The 16,644-nt window shown below is 48.3% G+C and carries 12 protein-coding genes, 1 tRNA gene and 2 rRNA genes; 1 reads left to right on the forward strand and 14 read right to left on the reverse strand.

The annotated features are described in order from the left end of the window. Positions 1 to 5 precede the first annotated feature (5 nt). The 3 genes from ispF to AC4G47_RS27185 all read right to left on the reverse strand — a co-directional run bounded on the left by ispF (position 6) and on the right by AC4G47_RS27185 (position 2,339). On the reverse strand, positions 6 to 482 hold the full coding sequence (ispF, locus tag AC4G47_RS27175) for a 2-C-methyl-D-erythritol 2,4-cyclodiphosphate synthase (RefSeq protein ID WP_076254730.1): 477 nt from the start codon (positions 480 to 482) through the stop codon (positions 6 to 8). Continuing rightward, on the reverse strand, positions 479 to 1,171 hold the full coding sequence (gene ispD / locus AC4G47_RS27180) for a 2-C-methyl-D-erythritol 4-phosphate cytidylyltransferase (protein WP_491103631.1): 693 nt from the start codon (positions 1,169 to 1,171) through the stop codon (positions 479 to 481). The genes ispF and ispD overlap by 4 nt, the downstream gene beginning before the upstream one ends. 82 nt (positions 1,172 to 1,253) lie before the next feature. Then, positions 1,254 to 2,339: a PIN/TRAM domain-containing protein gene (locus tag AC4G47_RS27185; protein WP_482071392.1), complete on the reverse strand. Its 1,086-nt coding sequence runs from the start codon at positions 2,337 to 2,339 to the stop codon at positions 1,254 to 1,256. A gap of 173 nt (positions 2,340 to 2,512) precedes the next feature. On the opposite strand from AC4G47_RS27185, the gene AC4G47_RS27190 reads away from it, so the two are divergent. Further along, on the forward strand, positions 2,513 to 2,908 hold the full coding sequence (locus AC4G47_RS27190) for a nucleoside triphosphate pyrophosphohydrolase family protein (protein ID WP_017692049.1): 396 nt from the start codon (positions 2,513 to 2,515) through the stop codon (positions 2,906 to 2,908). 122 nt (positions 2,909 to 3,030) lie between these two features. Here AC4G47_RS27190 and pssA read toward each other — a convergent pair whose 3' ends face one another. From pssA to AC4G47_RS27245, 11 genes are all read right to left on the reverse strand, one after another. Beyond that, complete coding sequence (gene pssA, locus AC4G47_RS27195; protein WP_145326580.1) at positions 3,031 to 3,762, reverse strand: CDP-diacylglycerol--serine O-phosphatidyltransferase; 732 nt, start codon at positions 3,760 to 3,762, stop codon at positions 3,031 to 3,033. Between the two features lie 44 nt (positions 3,763 to 3,806). Next, entirely contained in the window at positions 3,807 to 4,883 is a 1,077-nt protein-coding gene (gene disA / locus AC4G47_RS27200; protein ID WP_062836168.1) for a DNA integrity scanning diadenylate cyclase DisA, read from the reverse strand. A 13-nt stretch (positions 4,884 to 4,896) separates the two neighbouring features. Then, positions 4,897 to 6,264, reverse strand: a complete 1,368-nt coding sequence (gene radA / locus AC4G47_RS27205) for a DNA repair protein RadA (protein WP_413407089.1) — start codon at positions 6,262 to 6,264, stop codon at positions 4,897 to 4,899. A 259-nt stretch (positions 6,265 to 6,523) separates the two neighbouring features. Continuing rightward, positions 6,524 to 8,986: an ATP-dependent Clp protease ATP-binding subunit gene (locus AC4G47_RS27210; RefSeq protein WP_491103632.1), complete on the reverse strand. Its 2,463-nt coding sequence runs from the start codon at positions 8,984 to 8,986 to the stop codon at positions 6,524 to 6,526. 184 nt (positions 8,987 to 9,170) lie between these two features. Continuing rightward, positions 9,171 to 10,241, reverse strand: a complete 1,071-nt coding sequence (mcsB, locus tag AC4G47_RS27215; protein WP_491103633.1) for a protein-arginine kinase McsB — start codon at positions 10,239 to 10,241, stop codon at positions 9,171 to 9,173. A gap of 28 nt (positions 10,242 to 10,269) precedes the next feature. Continuing rightward, the gene (mcsA, locus tag AC4G47_RS27220; RefSeq protein ID WP_491103635.1) at positions 10,270 to 10,794 is read right to left on the reverse strand and encodes a protein-arginine kinase activator protein McsA; all 525 of its coding nucleotides are present in this window, start codon (positions 10,792 to 10,794) and stop codon (positions 10,270 to 10,272) included. A gap of 31 nt (positions 10,795 to 10,825) precedes the next feature. Next, complete coding sequence (locus AC4G47_RS27225) at positions 10,826 to 11,287, reverse strand: CtsR family transcriptional regulator (protein ID WP_062836165.1); 462 nt, start codon at positions 11,285 to 11,287, stop codon at positions 10,826 to 10,828. A 462-nt stretch (positions 11,288 to 11,749) separates the two neighbouring features. Next, complete coding sequence (locus tag AC4G47_RS27230; protein WP_491103636.1) at positions 11,750 to 12,925, reverse strand: GNAT family N-acetyltransferase; 1,176 nt, start codon at positions 12,923 to 12,925, stop codon at positions 11,750 to 11,752. Between the two features lie 183 nt (positions 12,926 to 13,108). After that, a 5S ribosomal RNA gene (gene rrf, locus AC4G47_RS27235) occupies positions 13,109 to 13,225 on the reverse strand. A gap of 143 nt (positions 13,226 to 13,368) precedes the next feature. Next, positions 13,369 to 16,297 (reverse strand): 23S ribosomal RNA (locus tag AC4G47_RS27240). Between the two features lie 207 nt (positions 16,298 to 16,504). Continuing rightward, a tRNA-Ala gene (locus tag AC4G47_RS27245) sits at positions 16,505 to 16,580 on the reverse strand. Between the last annotated feature and the right edge of the window lie 64 nt (positions 16,581 to 16,644).

Below are 16,644 nucleotides of genomic sequence, written 5' to 3' on the forward strand. Positions count from 1 at the left end.
TGATATCACACTCGAACAAGGCAAACAACGGATTGAGCAGCAATGCCCTCTCCCCGTCCCGGGAATCCCAGTTGCTCTGTAGTTGTTGCTTTCACGTTCACCTGCGTTACATCCGCTTCCAGTGCCTTGGCAATAACCTCAGCCATCTGTGGGATGTAAGGAGCCATCTTTGGCTTTTGAGCAATAATCGTTGAATCTATATTCCCTAACCGGTATCCGCGATCCTTCACAAGCTGCCATACATGCTCCAGCAATTTCAGACTGTCGGCATCCTTGAATTCCGGATCGGTATCCGGGAAGTGCTTGCCGATATCCCCAAGTGCCAGCGCACCCAAAATGGCATCACTAATCGCGTGCAACAGCACATCTGCGTCCGAGTGACCCAGCAGTCCTTTTTCATAAGGAATCGTTACTCCACCAATAATGCACGGACGTCCTTCCACCAGCTGATGTACATCAAATCCCTGTCCTACTCGTATCATCGCTTCTTCTCTCCCCCCAGCAAAAACGCGGCGTATTCCAAATCTTCCGGCGTCGTTAATTTGATATTGGTATAATTGCCTTCCACAACCTTGACCGACATTCCCTGACGTTCAGCCAGCATGGCGTCATCTGTCCCCAGAAATCCGTCCTGCTCGGCTGATGCGTAGGCGGAGAGCAGGGAAGAAAGACGAAAAGCCTGCGGGGTTTGAATGCTCCACAGACTGCTGCGGTCTGGCGTCGCCGTAACGACTCCTTCCGCATTCACTTGTTTAATCGTATCCTTCACTGGGACGGCCAGTACAGCTGCTCCACCGGATATGGCGGCCTCCATGCATCCCTTGATCTGCTCATGGTTCACAAAAGGACGTACCCCGTCGTGAACGAGAACCCAATCCGTCCCAAGTGCCTCAAGGCCTTTATGGACAGAATGTTGTCTCTCTTTCCCTCCGGGGATAACACGGACACGTGAATCCAATTGGTATTCTTTTACCCAATCCTGGCAGCGTTCAACATCTGTAGCTCCTGTGACCAGCACCATCTCACGGATCTCGTCCAGCGCAGCAAATACCTCAAGCGTATGTATGAAAACGGGCTTGTCCTGCAGCAACAGAAACTGCTTGCTCTCGGTCGTCCCCATCCGGGTTCCGCGACCTGCTGCCACAATGACAACGCCCCACCCTTTATTCATGCCGCAATCCCTGCCTTGTCTGTCAGTTTATCGTCCAAAGATATACAATATCATTCAACGATACACTACCCATCATACCGCTTTATTGGGCTTTTTCCAACAGTTTCGGCTTGGCAAAAATCATTCTTCCCGCTGAAGTCTGCAGCACACTGGTCACCAGCACTTCCATCATCATGCCGATATACTCGCGTCCGCCTTCCACAACGATCATTGTTCCATCATCCAGATAGGCCACACCTTGACCGTGCTCCTTGCCGTCCTTGATGATCTGTACCATGATCTCCTCGCCTGGCAGAACAACCGGCTTGACCGCATTGGCAAGATCATTAATGTTCAGCACAGATACACCCTGGAGTTCACACACTTTATTCAGGTTAAAGTCATTGGTGACCACTTTGCCCTGAAGCACTTTAGCCAGCTTAACCAGTTTGCTGTCCACCTCGGAGATTTCCTCGAAATCCCCTTCATAGATCAGGACTTTTACATCGAGTTCCTTCTGGATTTTGTTCAAAATGTCCAGTCCACGCCGTCCTCTGTTCCGCTTGAGCAGATCCGATGAATCCGCAATATGCTGCAGTTCCTCCAGAACGAATTCCGGAATTACGATCGTACCTTCAATGAATCCGGTTTTGCATATATCGGCAATACGACCATCGATAATGACGCTGGTATCCAGAATTTTATGCTCTTCTATCCGTCTATCCTCGTCTACCTCCGGATGACCCCATCGCCCAGACATCCAGAAGGCCCCCAGATCGTCTTTCTTCGCCATGGCAAGGGTGTAGCCGGAATAAGCACTAATCACCGTCAGCGCCACTTGCAGTACATCTCCTGCCGTCCCCATCCATCCCACAACAGGATAGAGCAACAAGGCCACCAGCAATCCTGCCACAGTACCTGTGGCACCTGCAGCCAGTTCGTTCATAGGTACTTTTGCCAATGAATCAATTCCACTATGCAGCCTGTCTGCCATCAACGTACCACCAATGTTACATACAGCCATAAACATTACAGCACCCAGCAGCGTCGATATACCAGCTCCCAGTAATCCTGCTGACTGAATCCACTCAGCCATCCATGGGACCGATTTTCCTGCCAGATGATATGCCGTGTAGCCGAACCATGCACCGCACAATCCTGTAAAAGTTAAAATGCCTTTTTTCCACATTAGTCCCTGCACCTCCTTCAATGTATCTTGATCTTTATATCCAGTATGATCCAATTCCTGAATTGCTAATCCCATCCGAAAGAACTTTTTGGAAATGTTGCAATCGTCAGTTGAAAGTAGGTAAATTATTGGCATATAATGAATTCAATTCATATCCCGAGGTGAGTGGCAAAATGAGTACGCTAAGTTTACAGGCTTTCCAGGATCAAGTTTCTGAACTGTTGCTGCGTCATCGCAGTCTGATTGATGTACTGTCCAAAACAGGACAAGCCGGAGCGTCTGTTAACCGTGCGGTGTCCAAGGCCATTACCGAATGCGGCTGCATCGAGCTGCACGCCACCAAGCAGAAATATGCCCCCGAGAGCGATATCGCTCAAACGAAAGGCCTGCTAGAAACGCATGTGGAAGGTGAATTGTGTGAGAACTGCAGAGAGGTAATCAGCTCTGAACTGGGGCGAAACCTGTTCTACATGTCGGCTCTCTGCAATCTGCTGGACATCAACATGGAAGAGGTCGTGAATCACGAATCACAGAAGTGTTCGACGTTAGGGATGTTTAATCTGTCGTAAGAAGATATGTATGTCGTTCGTAAGGGTTTCTTTTACGTAAATAGATCTGAATAAGCAAAAAGCACGCATTCTCCTGTTCGGGAGAGTACGTGCTTTCTTTGTATACTGTCTGTGCTCCATACTTAACGATCGGAAGGACGGGAAGATTTCTCATCCTTGCGCTTTTTCGCTCGACTACGCGAGGCCGCTGTTCGCACATTGTGCTTCATGCCATACAAAGCGTATAACACCAGCGGAATAAAGATCAATTTGGATAACTGCTCCGGGAAAATAACAGCTACAGCTATCGCAAATAACACAACCCATGGTGCGATCCAGATTGCCTTGCGTGGCAAACCCACCTTTTTGAAATTGGGATATTTAAGCGAACTCACCATCAGGTACGACAACAGTAACGTAGCAATCATCATGCTGACCGGACCGATATCCTTGTTGAACAAGGACAGTGTGGCCAACACCCCGCCGGCTGCCGGAATCGGCAGACCTGTGAAGTATCCGGGAATTCCCGGACGAACGTTAAACCGTGCAAGACGAATGGCTCCACAAATCGGAAAAGCAGCTGTTGCGACCCAAGCGAGGATCGGCATTGAATCTTGAAACGACACCATAAATATGATCAGTGCCGGTGCTGCACCAAAGGAAACCATGTCAGACAAGGAATCCAGTTCCTTGCCGAATTCGCTTTGGGCATTGAGCGCACGTGCCACTCGGCCATCCAAACCATCCAGCAGCATCGCTACAATGACCATAATGGCAGCCAAACTGTAGTTTCCATCAATCGCAAGTAAAATTGCCATCATTCCAAGAAATAGATTACCCAGGGTAAAGAGATTCGGAATGAATCTGGTTAGCATCGTTGTTTCACCTCATCCATTTCAAGCCTTTATATAGGCAAACCTTACATCTGTCTATCGATAAACATCTGCTCCTGCAAACGTTTGAGGCCTTCCTTAATGGTCCGGGCACGAACTTCACCGATACCGTCCACTTCGTCCAGTTCTTCTATTGTAGCCATAATCACATGAGGCAATTGCTCAAACTGATCCACCAGGTTATGGATAATGACATTGGGCAGGCGGGGGATCTTATTTAATACCCGGAATCCGCGCGGTGCAACCGAATCCTCAGAAGTAGCTGCTGAGGAAGGATAGCCGAGCAGACGGACAATATGATGTGCATCCAGCAATTCATCGTCTGACAATCTTTTCAGTCCCACGATAATTTCACGGATTTTGTCATCACTGTCGTCACGGGCATAGTCTTTATACAGCAACCAAGCTTCTTCTTCCGTTGTACCCACAAGTTCTTCCATTTGCATCGAGATGAGTCGTCCCTCATTCCCCAACTCATGAATGTATCGTTTGATTTCGGTTTTGATCCGCATCACCATTTCGGTACGCTGAATCACATTGACCACTTCAGGAATCGTTACCAATTCCTCAAATTCCGAAGCACTCAGATTCGTAAGGGACTGTGTTAATACCGCTTTGTATTTCTCCAGTGTTTGAATCGCTTGATTCGCTTTGGTCAAAATAACCCCGATTTCCTTGAGGGAATACCGGAGTGTTCCCTGATACAAGGTAATGATATTCCGGCGCTGTGATATGGATACGACCAATTTACCCGTTTGCTTCGCTACACGCTCTGCCGTCCGGTGACGAATCCCTGTCTCTGAAGAAGAGATAGATGAGTCAGGGATTAACTGGGTATTGGCGTAAAGAATACGCTTCAAATCCTCGCTAAGAATAATCGCACCATCCATCTTGGCGAGTTCGTACAGATAGTTCGGGGAGAAATCACAGTTAATCGAGAATCCCCCATCCACCACTTCCATTACTTCAGGGCTGTATCCTACAACAAGCAGTGCGCCCGTCTTGGCGCGCAGCACATTTTCCAGACCTTCGCGGAAAGGTGTACCTGGTGCGATCAGCCTTAACAATTCATTCATATTATCCAGTTGGCTCGAATCTTTCATCTTGTTATGCCCCCTAATCTAAAGCAACCGCTAGTGCATCTGCCACGGTATTCACACCGATCAGTTGTATCCCGCGAGGATGTTTCCAGCCCTTTAAGCTTTTTTCCGGTAAAATGACTCGCTTGAAGCCCAGCTTTGCAGCTTCCTTCACTCGTTGTTCGGCCCGTGATACGGCTCGAACTTCACCTGTCAGACCGATCTCGCCAAAGATGACGTCGTCCGGCTTGGTCGGTACATCTCTCAAACTGGATGCAATGCAGACGGCGACTGCCAAGTCTACAGCGGGCTCATCCAGCCTTACTCCTCCAGCTACATTCAGATATGCATCCTGGGTCTGTAAAAACATGCCCATTCGTTTCTCCAGCACTGCAATGATCAGATTTAACCGATGCAGATCTACCCCTGTTGCCATACGGCGGGGAGAAGGGAAATGGGTGGTTGAGATCAATGCCTGCAATTCCACCAGCAAGGGACGTGTCCCCTCCATACTTGCAACTACCGTAGAACCCGCTACGCCCAGTGGGCGTTCCGACAAGAAGAGTTCAGACGGATTGCCCACTTCACGAAGCCCATCTTCGCCCATTTCAAAAATGCCAATTTCATTGGTTGAACCAAAACGGTTCTTCACCGCACGTAGTAGGCGATACGTATGGTGCCGCTCTCCTTCAAAATAAAGCACACAATCCACCATATGTTCTAACATACGTGGACCGGCAATGGCACCTTCTTTGGTAACATGCCCCACAAGAACCGTTGCAATGCCCCTGCCTTTCGCAATCCGCATGAACCTTGACGTACATTCCCTTACCTGTGCTACACTACCAGGCGCACTGGTAACTTCGGGAAGATATACCGTCTGAATGGAGTCGATGACAAGAAAATGCGGCTGGATCTGATCCACCGCTTCCTCAACACGTTCCATATTGGTTTCACACAATACGTACAACTCGGCAGATAGTGCCCCGAGACGATCCGCCCGCAATTTGGTTTGCTTGACTGATTCCTCACCGGAAACATATAACACACGCAAACCCGAATGCGTTAAAGCATGGGACGTCTGCAACATCAACGTCGATTTACCGATACCCGGATCTCCACCCACCAGAACGAGTGAACCTGGAACGATTCCCCCACCCAATACCCGGTTCAACTCTCCGATTCCAGTCTGTACACGCGGTTCCTGACCGCTATCTATATCTATGATAGGAAGCGGTTTATCTTTACTGTCAAACAGGGGAGAATTTCTTCCTTGTGTTTTGACTACCGTCTCTGTTTCTTCCACCATTGAATTCCATGACTGACAACCCGGACACTTACCGTACCATTTGGGGGCTTCATAGCCGCATTCCGTACATTGAAACTTGGTTTTAACTTTGGCCACTTCAGCACTCCTATAATTAGTTTTATAACAGCATTTTGCATTATTCGACGAATTTTGCCTAACCTCCCTGACGTGCAGGGTTACTAAAAGTTTACCATTGTTTGAGATTTTTCGTAAAGGATTATCGCAAACTTTACACATGTTCCTGACATAATCATGTCCGTCTTCTGTCCAAAATGCAAAAAATCCTCCCCGGCCGAAACCGAGAAGGATTAAGGATCACTACAAGCTGGAGCTTAACTCCAAAGCTTGCTATATATTATTTGGTTTCGATTTCCTCATTAGAAGGAACAACCACGGCTTTTTTCGTTACAGACAGTGCACCGTTCTCTTCGTCAATGAGCAACGAATCTCCTTTGGTTACATTACCTGTGAGCAACTCCTCAGACAATTTGTCTTCGATATGCTTCTGGATCGCCCGACGAAGCGGACGCGCACCGTAAGCTGGATCGAAGCCGGCTTTGGCAAGGAAATCCTTGGCATTGTCGGTGAGCTCGAAATCAACCTCGTATTCATTTAGACGTTTCCGAAGCTCCTCGCTCATGAGGGTAACAATCTCTGCAATGTGTTTCTGTTCCAGAGAGTGGAATACGATAATTTCATCAATCCGGTTGAGGAACTCTGGACGGAAGCTTTTCTTCAGCTCATCCATGACTTTACCCTTCATGTTATCGTAATCCGCACCTGCATCCACAACCGCTGTGAAGCCGAGTGTTGAGTTACGTTTGATCGCTTCGGCACCCACGTTGGATGTCAGGATAATCAGCGTATTCCGGAAGTCAACCACGCGACCTTTGGAATCCGTCAGACGACCATCCTCAAGCACTTGCAGCAAGATATTGAATACTTCCGGATGTGCTTTCTCGATCTCATCGAGCAAGACTACGGAATAGGGTTTGCGACGAACTTTCTCTGTCAGCTGGCCACCTTCTTCGTATCCAACATATCCTGGAGGCGCTCCGACGAGTCGGGAAGTCGAATGCTTCTCGCCATATTCGGACATATCAATACGGATTACTGCATTTTCATCGCCGAACATCGCTTCAGCCAGAGCACGAGCAAGTTCTGTTTTACCTACCCCTGTAGGACCGAGGAAAATGAATGAACCCATAGGACGTTTGGGATCTTTCAATCCAGCACGCGCACGACGAACTGCACGGCTGACAGACTTCACAGCCTCATCCTGGCCAATGACACGTTCATGCAGAATCGATTCCAGATTCATCAGACGCTGTGTCTCTTCTTCTTTCAGCTTGTTCACCGGAATTCCTGTCCAGTTGGCTACCACTTGTGCGATATCCTCAGGTGTTACTTCAGAATCCGTGCGACCTTGTTTTTCTTTCCATTGGTTCTTCGTTACATCCAGCTCTTCACGGATTTTTTGTTCCGTATCACGCAGAGCGGCTGCTTTTTCGAACTCCTGGCTTTGAACCGCAGCGTCTTTTTCCTTACGGATATCTTCCAGACGGCTTTCCAATTGTTTCAGGTTTGGTGGGATCGTGTAAGAGTTCAATCTTACTTTGGAACCCGCTTCATCGATCAGGTCAATCGCTTTGTCTGGCAAGAACCGGTCTGTAATATAACGGTCAGACAGTTTAACCGCCTGTACAATCGCTTCATCCGTAATTTTCACGCGGTGATGCGCCTCATAGCGGTCACGCAAACCGTGCAAGATTTGAATGGCTTCTTCCGGCGAAGGCTGATCTACAGTAATCGGTTGGAAACGACGCTCAAGCGCTGCATCCTTCTCGATGTATTTACGATACTCATCCAGCGTTGTTGCACCAATGCACTGCAATTCTCCACGAGCCAGAGCTGGTTTCAAAATGTTAGAAGCATCGATGGCACCTTCAGCTCCGCCTGCACCAATCAAGGTATGCAATTCGTCGATAAACAAGACAATGTTACCTGCTTGGCGAATCTCATCCATGATTTTTTTCAGACGATCTTCGAACTCACCACGATATTTGGTTCCAGCTACTACTGAACCCATATCCAGGGTCATTACACGTTTGTCGCGCAATGTTTCCGGAATCTCATTCGCAATGATTTTTTGTGCAAGGCCTTCAGCAATCGCTGTTTTACCTACACCTGGTTCACCGATCAATACCGGGTTGTTCTTGGTACGACGGCTGAGTACCTGAATGACACGCTCAATTTCTTTGCTACGTCCAATAACCGGGTCCAGGTTGTTCTCTCTGGCATAAGCCGTGAGGTCACGTGCCAGACTATCCAGCGTTGGTGTGCTTACATTGGCAGGTGTTCCATTATGACTGGATACAGCTTCACTGCTGCCAAGCAATTGCAGCACTTGTTGACGTGCTTTGTTCAGGCTAATACCCAGGTTGTTGAGCACACGTGCTGCAACACCCTCGCCTTCACGAATCAATCCGAGCAAGATATGCTCTGTGCCTACATAAGTGTGACCCAATTTACGAGCTTCGTCCATAGACAGTTCAATTACTTTTTTCGCACGTGGCGTATATGCAATGTTGGTAGGTTGCTCCTGGCCACGGCCAATCAGCGTTTCTACTTCATCCTGAATTTTTTCCAATCCGAGTCCCAGGCCGATCAGTGCTTTGGCTGCGATGCCTTCGCCTTCACGAATGAGGCCGAGCAAAATATGCTCAGTACCGATGTTATTATGACCGAGACGGACAGCTTCTTCCTGCGCGAGTGCGAGCACCTTTTGGGCCCGTTCCGTAAATCTTCCAAACATCATATCTCCTGCACCTCCATGGTTTTGGATAAAACGAGGGGATTCAAACAATACCCGTCGTATTCTTCATATCATTTTTGTTTGCAGCCGTGCTGCGAATAAAATCATCTGGCATGAATATATGCCTTATTATATAAAAGCCGCGATGCGGCATGAAACCATAATTCATTTAAATGATCAGGCTACGTTAGGACTGCTTCGCTGCATTGATCGTATCACGAATCAATTGAGCACGATAGATGTCACGCTCATCTGTGCGCATATCTTCCCCGAATGTTTTCTGCAAAAATCCCGGTTGAGTCATTACATTCAGCTCATTCATTACCGTGATGGACAGTCCATCCAGTAAACCGAGATCTACGCCAAGGCGTACATCCGATAAGCGCTGCGCAGCTTCCTTTGAATCAACTATGGATGCGTGGGACAATATGCCGTAAGAACGCATGACACGATCCGTAATCCGAAGTTTGGAGTCGGTCATCAACCGTTCTCTGGCTGTACGCTCATGACCAATCATCTGTAAAACAACACCGTGCAGGTTTTCGATAACTTCCTGTTCGGTCTGCCCCAATGTAATCTGGTTAGAGATCTGGAACAAGTTACCCATAGCTTCGCTACCTTCACCGTAAATTCCTCTTACAGTCAATCCCACTTGGGATACTGCTGTTAATATACGGCCTATCTGCTGCGTCATCACCAGAGCAGGCAGGTGCATCATAACAGACGCCCTAACACCTGTGCCTACATTGGTAGGGCAGCTGGTTAAGTATCCTCTACGATCATCAAAAGCGTAATCCACGTGCGCTTCAAACGCATCGTCTATTGCGGAAGCTTTCTCCCAGGCTTCTTTCACCTGAAACCCCGGATAGAGGCACTGGATACGAAGATGATCTTCTTCATTAATCATAATACTGACTGATTCATCCTCACTGAGAATAACCGCACCATTTCTGGATTCATTCGCAAGACTTGGACTGATGAGATGTTTCTCCACCAGCACCCGTTTGTCGAGTTCGCCAATATCGGTCAGATTCAGCGTATGAAAATCTCCAAAGGCATGAACTTCATCGTATTGAAGTACTTCGCTCAGCTTATTCAGCACCTCTTCCGATTGCTCATTGGAAGCCAGCATCGGAAAGGGAACATGCTGAAGGTTGCGTGCGATCCGGACACGGCTGCTAATGACGATTTCGGAATCAGCCGCATCACTGCGCATCCAGTCGCTGAGCGCCTTCTCTGTAAAGCGCAGATTAGGCATTACGCATCCCTCCTACTCATGAAAAACTTTACTCCTGAGCTATTCCTTTTTCAAGTTCCCTGATCTGGTCACGGATCTGAGCTGCCTCTTCAAATTCCTCTTGGGCGATGCTCTCCTGAAGTTCACGCTTCAGATCGGCAATTTGTCGCTTCACCTTGATGCGACCACCAGCTCGTGCGGGCACTTTGCCTACATGGGACGTACTGCCATGAACTCGCTTGAATAATGGGTCTAGGCGGCTATCGAAATATTTATAACATGAACTGCAGCCGAATCGACCAATTTTACTGAATTGTGAGTATGTCATACCGCATTCTTCACACTGAAGGGCTTTTGCCGGTGGTGTTCCAGCAGATCCACCTTTGCCGGCTGGATCAAAATCGAGCAACCCGGACAAGAGGTTGTGAATGGAAAATCCATTAGATGTTCCAGGGATCATCTCCCCTTTTTCACGGGCACATGACTCACAAATATGGAATTCCGTCTTCTCTCCATTCACGATCTTTGTAAAATGAAGTGTCGCCGGACGTTTATTGCATTCTTGGCACAGCATAATGATGTACCTCCTTTGACCCCGATAGTTTTCATTTACCGAGCAAAGATATTAACATCGCCTTCAACATTCTGGCACGAATTTGATCCCGGTAAGGAAGTTTGACCAATATAACCTCTCTAGATACAGCAGCTCGCATCAACCCGGCTTCCCGCTTGCTCAAGAAGCGTGCTTCTTCCAGTTGATAGATCAGACCTTCGGCAGCAGTCTGCCCGATCTCATCACCAATACTATGGTGCAAATGATTATGCAGAGCTGATTGGGCCGGTAATTCAATGCGCTGTATGCGAACATAACCACCACCGCCGCGTTTACTCTCTACCAGGTATCCCTTCTCGAGGGTAAAACGTGTGCTGATGACATAATTGATCTGGGAAGGTACACATGAAAATTGATCTGCCAGATCATTACGCTGAATTTCAACCATTCCTTCGGGACTTTCATGCAAAATACTCTTCAGATATCGTTCGATAATATCAGAGATATTACGCATCCAATCATCCTCCACTGTCTGAAACGTTAAGTCAATAAGGACCCACACGCCCCCACAGAGTACACCTTCTCTACCCATTTAACCAATCAGGGAAACAGCGAATCTTGCTTCCACAGACGTCAACAGGAGAGCGAAGGAAGCACGAAGGTCCTTTAATATTCCCTTGATCCTCCGATGAAATGAATCCCGTGTATTGGCGCTCATCCATCAGATTGCAGAAAGAAAGCTACTTAAGTATTTAAACCTTTAGTTGACTTTGACTTTCTTTGACTTTGTATACATTATAGCATATTTTGTGGGTTTGCCAAGTGGGGTCACTATTCATTTTTTACGATTTTACACGAAATATTCGCCAGACACAAAAAAACCTCCCCAAAATTGCCGGAGAAGCCCATTTGTCTTTCAATAACGCTGTATTTCTATATAAGATAATTAAGCCAAATGGCGAAGAGGAAATGATAATTAAAAGAAATCAAGCAAGTAGGTTTCCCTTTCAGGAATCGCTTGTTCCAATGCCTTGATTGCTGCTTCTGGTCCTTGAATTCTTCCGATCCGTGCCATTTCCGTCGGTCTGCGATATCCCATCAACACTGCGGTAAGGGATTGAATATCCACCTTAATGGTCTGATCATCAGAGATCGGCTCGGATGTTTTCCATATGGAAGCCGTTCCGTTCATTGCGACGTTTAATTGCCATACCCCCTCATTCCACGGAGCGTGGGCATCTTCTACCTGAAGAACAATCTGCAGCGGTGAGTCCTGGTTTGCAAATGGATACTGGGATATAAACTGCTCAACACTAACGATGCGTGCCATAAAATAAGGTACAATCTCCTGTTGAATCCGTGGGTTATCCAATTGGAAAGCAAGCGTATCACTTGCTGGCGCCTGTAACGTCACTTCCTGGATCATGGAATCATGATTGGCAATAAAGGTCCATAGCCCTTGTCTAGCCTCTTCATTCAGATAGATGATCTCTTTGATGGTAAATTTACTTTCTTTCACCTCATATAGAAGATAACCTTGTGCTTCATTATTTTCATCGTAATATACAGCCTTCTGGCTGGCCCCATGAACAAGAACTGAATTCTCCCACCGTGCATCATCCCGGACCAAGGTTCCGTTATAACGCTCAGCATAGGCACTATATACTTGATTTAATATGCTAAGACCCGGATCGCCACGTCGAATCGTTCCAGTTGTCGCTTTTTTCGAAGGCAAATGCGCTGTAGGCACTTTATATCGTTTAAACTCAACATAGGTCTCCCATCCATACTTCCGATAGAAAGCAAAAGAGAAAGGATGCAAGAACGATATACTTTGTTTGTTACGGTTCATTTCTTCCAACGCATGCTTCAGCAGACCCGCTACCCAACCTTTGCGTCTATACTCTGGCCAGGTGGCTACACCAGCAATACCACCCATCTCGAAGGATCTACCATGAATATAGGTTTGAAAAGGGATAATGTGAAGTTTGGCTCCTAGTTGCCCTTCCTCGTATACACCCCATATATCCTGTGACGAAAACTGACTCCGCCGCTTTTCTTTTTGTTCTTCACTCATTACCATTTGAAAAGCATATTCGGAGAGTGCCATCGCTGGTTCAAAATCATTTACCGTCAATTTCTGAATTTCCATCTCATCCTGCACCCCGTTCTCTAGAATGTTGAGATCATTTTCATATGAAAGTCTGATACGCAATCTATGTATCCATTATGAGTGTGTCAGAGGATTCCTACAAAGTCAAATAAGAGATGCTTTTGCATCCCCTAAAATAAACAAATAAAAACCACCACCGAATAACATCGGCAGTGGTTCTTTGCTTGGCGGCGTCCTACTCTCCCAGGACCCTGCGGTCCAAGTACCATCGGCGCTAGAGGGCTTAACGGTCGTGTTCGGGATGGGTACGTGTGGAACCCCTCCGCCATCGCCACCAAACGTGATTTGTCGAAGCACAGCTTCTTGAAATCAGATATGGAATTGAAAATCATACACACGTTCTGTGATGTACCAATTTTCATTTCAGAGATCATTCTCTGAAAACTAGATTCGAAACGAAACATGCGATTTCAAACTTGCTATTGGATAAGCCCTCGACCGATTAGTACTGGTCAGCTCCATGCATTGCTGCACTTCCACCCCCAGCCTATCTACCTCGTCGTCTTCAAGGGGTCTTACATACTGGGAAATCTCATCTTGAGGGGGGCTTCACGCTTAGATGCTTTCAGCGTTTATCCCTTCCGTACATAGCTACCCAGCGGTGCTCCTGGCGGAACAACTGGTACACCAGCGGTACGTCCATCCCGGTCCTCTCGTACTAAGGACAGCTCCTCTCAAATTTCCTACGCCCACGACAGATAGGGACCGAACTGTCTCACGACGTTCTGAACCCAGCTCGCGTACCGCTTTAATGGGCGAACAGCCCAACCCTTGGGACCTACTTCAGCCCCAGGATGCGATGAGCCGACATCGAGGTGCCAAACCTCCCCGTCGATGTGGACTCTTGGGGGAGATAAGCCTGTTATCCCCAGGGTAGCTTTTATCCGTTGAGCGATGGCCCTTCCATGCGGTACCACCGGATCACTAAGCCCGACTTTCGTCCCTGCTCGACTTGTAGGTCTCGCAGTCAAGCTCCCTTATGCCTTTGCACTCTTCGAATGATTTCCAACCATTCTGAGGGAACCTTTGGGCGCCTCCGTTACTCTTTAGGAGGCGACCGCCCCAGTCAAACTGCCCACCTGACACTGTCCCCGCACCGGATTACGGTACCAGGTTAGAACCTAGATACGATCAGGGTGGTATCCCAACGTTGCCTCCACGCAAGCTGGCGCTCACGTTTCAAAGGCTCCCACCTATCCTGTACAGATCGTACCCAAATTCAATATCAAGCTGCAGTAAAGCTCCATGGGGTCTTTCCGTCTTGTCGCGGGTAACCTGCATCTTCACAGGTATTAAAATTTCACCGGATCTCTCGTTGAGACAGCGCCCAAGTCGTTACGCCATTCGTGCGGGTCAGAATTTACCTGACAAGGAATTTCGCTACCTTAGGACCGTTATAGTTACGGCCGCCGTTTACTGGGGCTTCGGTTCACAGCTTCGGGATTACTCCCTAACCACTCCCCTTAACCTTCCAGCACCGGGCAGGCGTCAGCCCGTATACTTCGCCTTACGGCTTCGCACAGACCTGTGTTTTTGCTAAACAGTCGCTTGGGCCTTTTCACTGCGGCCCCCTCGTGCTATTCACACTACCGGGGCACCCCTTCTCCCGAAGTTACGGGGTCATTTTGCCGAGTTCCTTAACGAGAGTTCTTCCGCGCGCCTTAGAATACTCTTCTCGCCTACCTGTGTCGGTTTGCGGTACGGGCACCATCACCTGGCTAGAGGCTTTTCTTGGCAGTGTGAGATCATGACCTTCGCTACTGTAATTTTCACTCCCCATCACAGCTCAGCCTTAATGATGTGCGGATTTGCCTACACATCAGCCTTACTGCTTAGACGGACATCCATCAGTCCGCGTCACTACCCTACTGCGTCCCCCCATTGCTCATAACGGCTTACGGTGGTACAGGAATTTCGACCTGTTGTCCTTCGACTACGCCTTTCGGCCTCGCCTTAGGTCCCGACTTACCCTGAGCGGACGAGCCTTCCTCAGGAACCCTTAGGCTTTCGGCGGATCAGATTCTCACTGATCTTTTCGTTACTCATACCGGCATTCTCACTTGTATAATGTCCAGCGCTCCTTACGGTACACCTTCAACCCTTATACAACGCTCCCCTACCCCTGATGCAAAGCATCAAGCCATAGCTTCGGTGGTGTGTTTAGCCCCGTTACATTTTCGGCGCAGAGTCACTCGACCAGTGAGCTATTACGCACTCTTTAAATGATGGCTGCTTCTAAGCCAACATCCTGGTTGTCTGTGCAACTCCACATCCTTTCCCACTTAACACACACTTGGGGACCTTAGCTGATGGTCTGGGCTGTTTCCCTTTTGACAATGGATCTTAGCACTCACTGTCTGACTCCCGGAAGTAAGTCTATGGCATTCGGAGTTTGACTGAGCTTGGTAACCCTTGCGGGCCCCGCACCCAATCAGTGCTCTACCTCCACGACTCTGTTTTCCGAGGCTAGCCCTAAAGCTATTTCGGGGAGAACCAGCTATCTCCGAGTTCGATTGGAATTTCTCCGCTACCCCCACCTCATCCCCGCATTTTTCAACATGCGTGGGTTCGGGCCTCCAGTGCGTGTTACCGCACCTTCACCCTGGACAGGGGTAGATCACCCGGTTTCGGGTCTACGTCCACGTACTATGTCGCCCTATTCAGACTCGCTTTCGCTGCGGCTCCGGCTCTTCACCTTAACCTTGCACGGGAACGTAACTCGCCGGTTCATTCTACAAAAGGCACGCCATCACCCCTAAAACGGGCTCTGACTTTTTGTAAGCACACGGTTTCAGGTTCTATTTCACTCCCCTTCCGGGGTGCTTTTCACCTTTCCCTCACGGTACTGCTTCACTATCGGTCGCTAGGAAGTATTTAGCCTTGGCAGATGGTCCTGCCGGATTCATACGGGGTTTCACGTGCCCCGCACTACTCGGGATCCGTCTCGGAGGGAACAGACTTTCAACTACAGGGCTTTTACCTTCTTTGGCGGGCCTTTCCAGACCTCTTCGCTTAACCGGTTCCTTTGTAACTCCATGTGAGACGTCCCACAACCCCAAAGAGCAAGCTCTCTGGTTTGGGCTTCTCCGCGTTCGCTCGCCGCTACTGACGGAATCACTATTGTTTTCTCTTCCTCAGGGTACTTAGATGTTTCAGTTCCCCTGGTATGCCTCTGCACAACCTATGTATTCAGTTGTGAGTAACTGGAAATTACCCCAGCTGGGTTTCCCCATTCGGACACCCCCGGATCAAAGCTTGCTTACAGCTCCCCGAGGCAGTTTCGTTGTTCGCCACGTCCTTCATCGGCTCCTAGCGCCTAGGCATCCTCCGTGTGCTCTTAGTAGCTTAACCTCGTGCTCCGGTTTCGACTGCTCGCTTCCCTTGTTTTGCTTACGCAAAGCCAAAAGTCGCTCCCATTCGATACCATCGTACGTGCAATCTACCGTTTTTATTGAAACTTGTTTACACAAGTTCAGCTAAAAAGGAATGTTCTAATTCGCATTTACTTTCGTTTCGATATCTAGTTTTCAAAGAGCAAGCCAAATAGATGAAATTGTTTGGTGGAGCCAAGCGGGATCGAACCGCTGACCTCCTGCTTGCAAGGCAGGCGCTCTCCCAGCTGAGCTATGGCCCCTCAAATTCCATCAAAACTGAACAAATGGATAAGTAACGGTGTTTTGCAATTCATTTCATCCACA

This window comes from Paenibacillus sp. Negev47, from assembly GCF_058313655.1.

Excerpts from the sequence above, each read along its gene's own strand:
- AC4G47_RS27185 (WP_482071392.1), bottom strand. The coding sequence starts at position 2,339 with ATGTGGAAAAAAGGCATTTTAACTTTTACAGGATTGTGCGGTGCATGG.
- mcsA (WP_491103635.1), bottom strand. The coding sequence starts at position 10,794 with ATGCTGTGCCAAGAATGCAATAAACGTCCGGCGACACTTCATTTTACA.
- ispD (WP_491103631.1), bottom strand. The coding sequence starts at position 1,171 with ATGAATAAAGGGTGGGGCGTTGTCATTGTGGCAGCAGGTCGCGGAACC.
- pssA (WP_145326580.1), bottom strand. The coding sequence starts at position 3,762 with ATGCTAACCAGATTCATTCCGAATCTCTTTACCCTGGGTAATCTATTT.
- AC4G47_RS27190 (WP_017692049.1), top strand. The coding sequence starts at position 2,513 with ATGAGTACGCTAAGTTTACAGGCTTTCCAGGATCAAGTTTCTGAACTG.
- AC4G47_RS27225 (WP_062836165.1), bottom strand. The coding sequence starts at position 11,287 with ATGCGTAATATCTCTGATATTATCGAACGATATCTGAAGAGTATTTTG.
- mcsB (WP_491103633.1), bottom strand. The coding sequence starts at position 10,241 with ATGCCTAATCTGCGCTTTACAGAGAAGGCGCTCAGCGACTGGATGCGC.
- AC4G47_RS27210 (WP_491103632.1), bottom strand. The coding sequence starts at position 8,986 with ATGATGTTTGGAAGATTTACGGAACGGGCCCAAAAGGTGCTCGCACTC.
- ispF (WP_076254730.1), bottom strand. The coding sequence starts at position 482 with ATGATACGAGTAGGACAGGGATTTGATGTACATCAGCTGGTGGAAGGA.
- disA (WP_062836168.1), bottom strand. The coding sequence starts at position 4,883 with ATGAAAGATTCGAGCCAACTGGATAATATGAATGAATTGTTAAGGCTG.
- AC4G47_RS27230 (WP_491103636.1), bottom strand. The coding sequence starts at position 12,925 with ATGGAAATTCAGAAATTGACGGTAAATGATTTTGAACCAGCGATGGCA.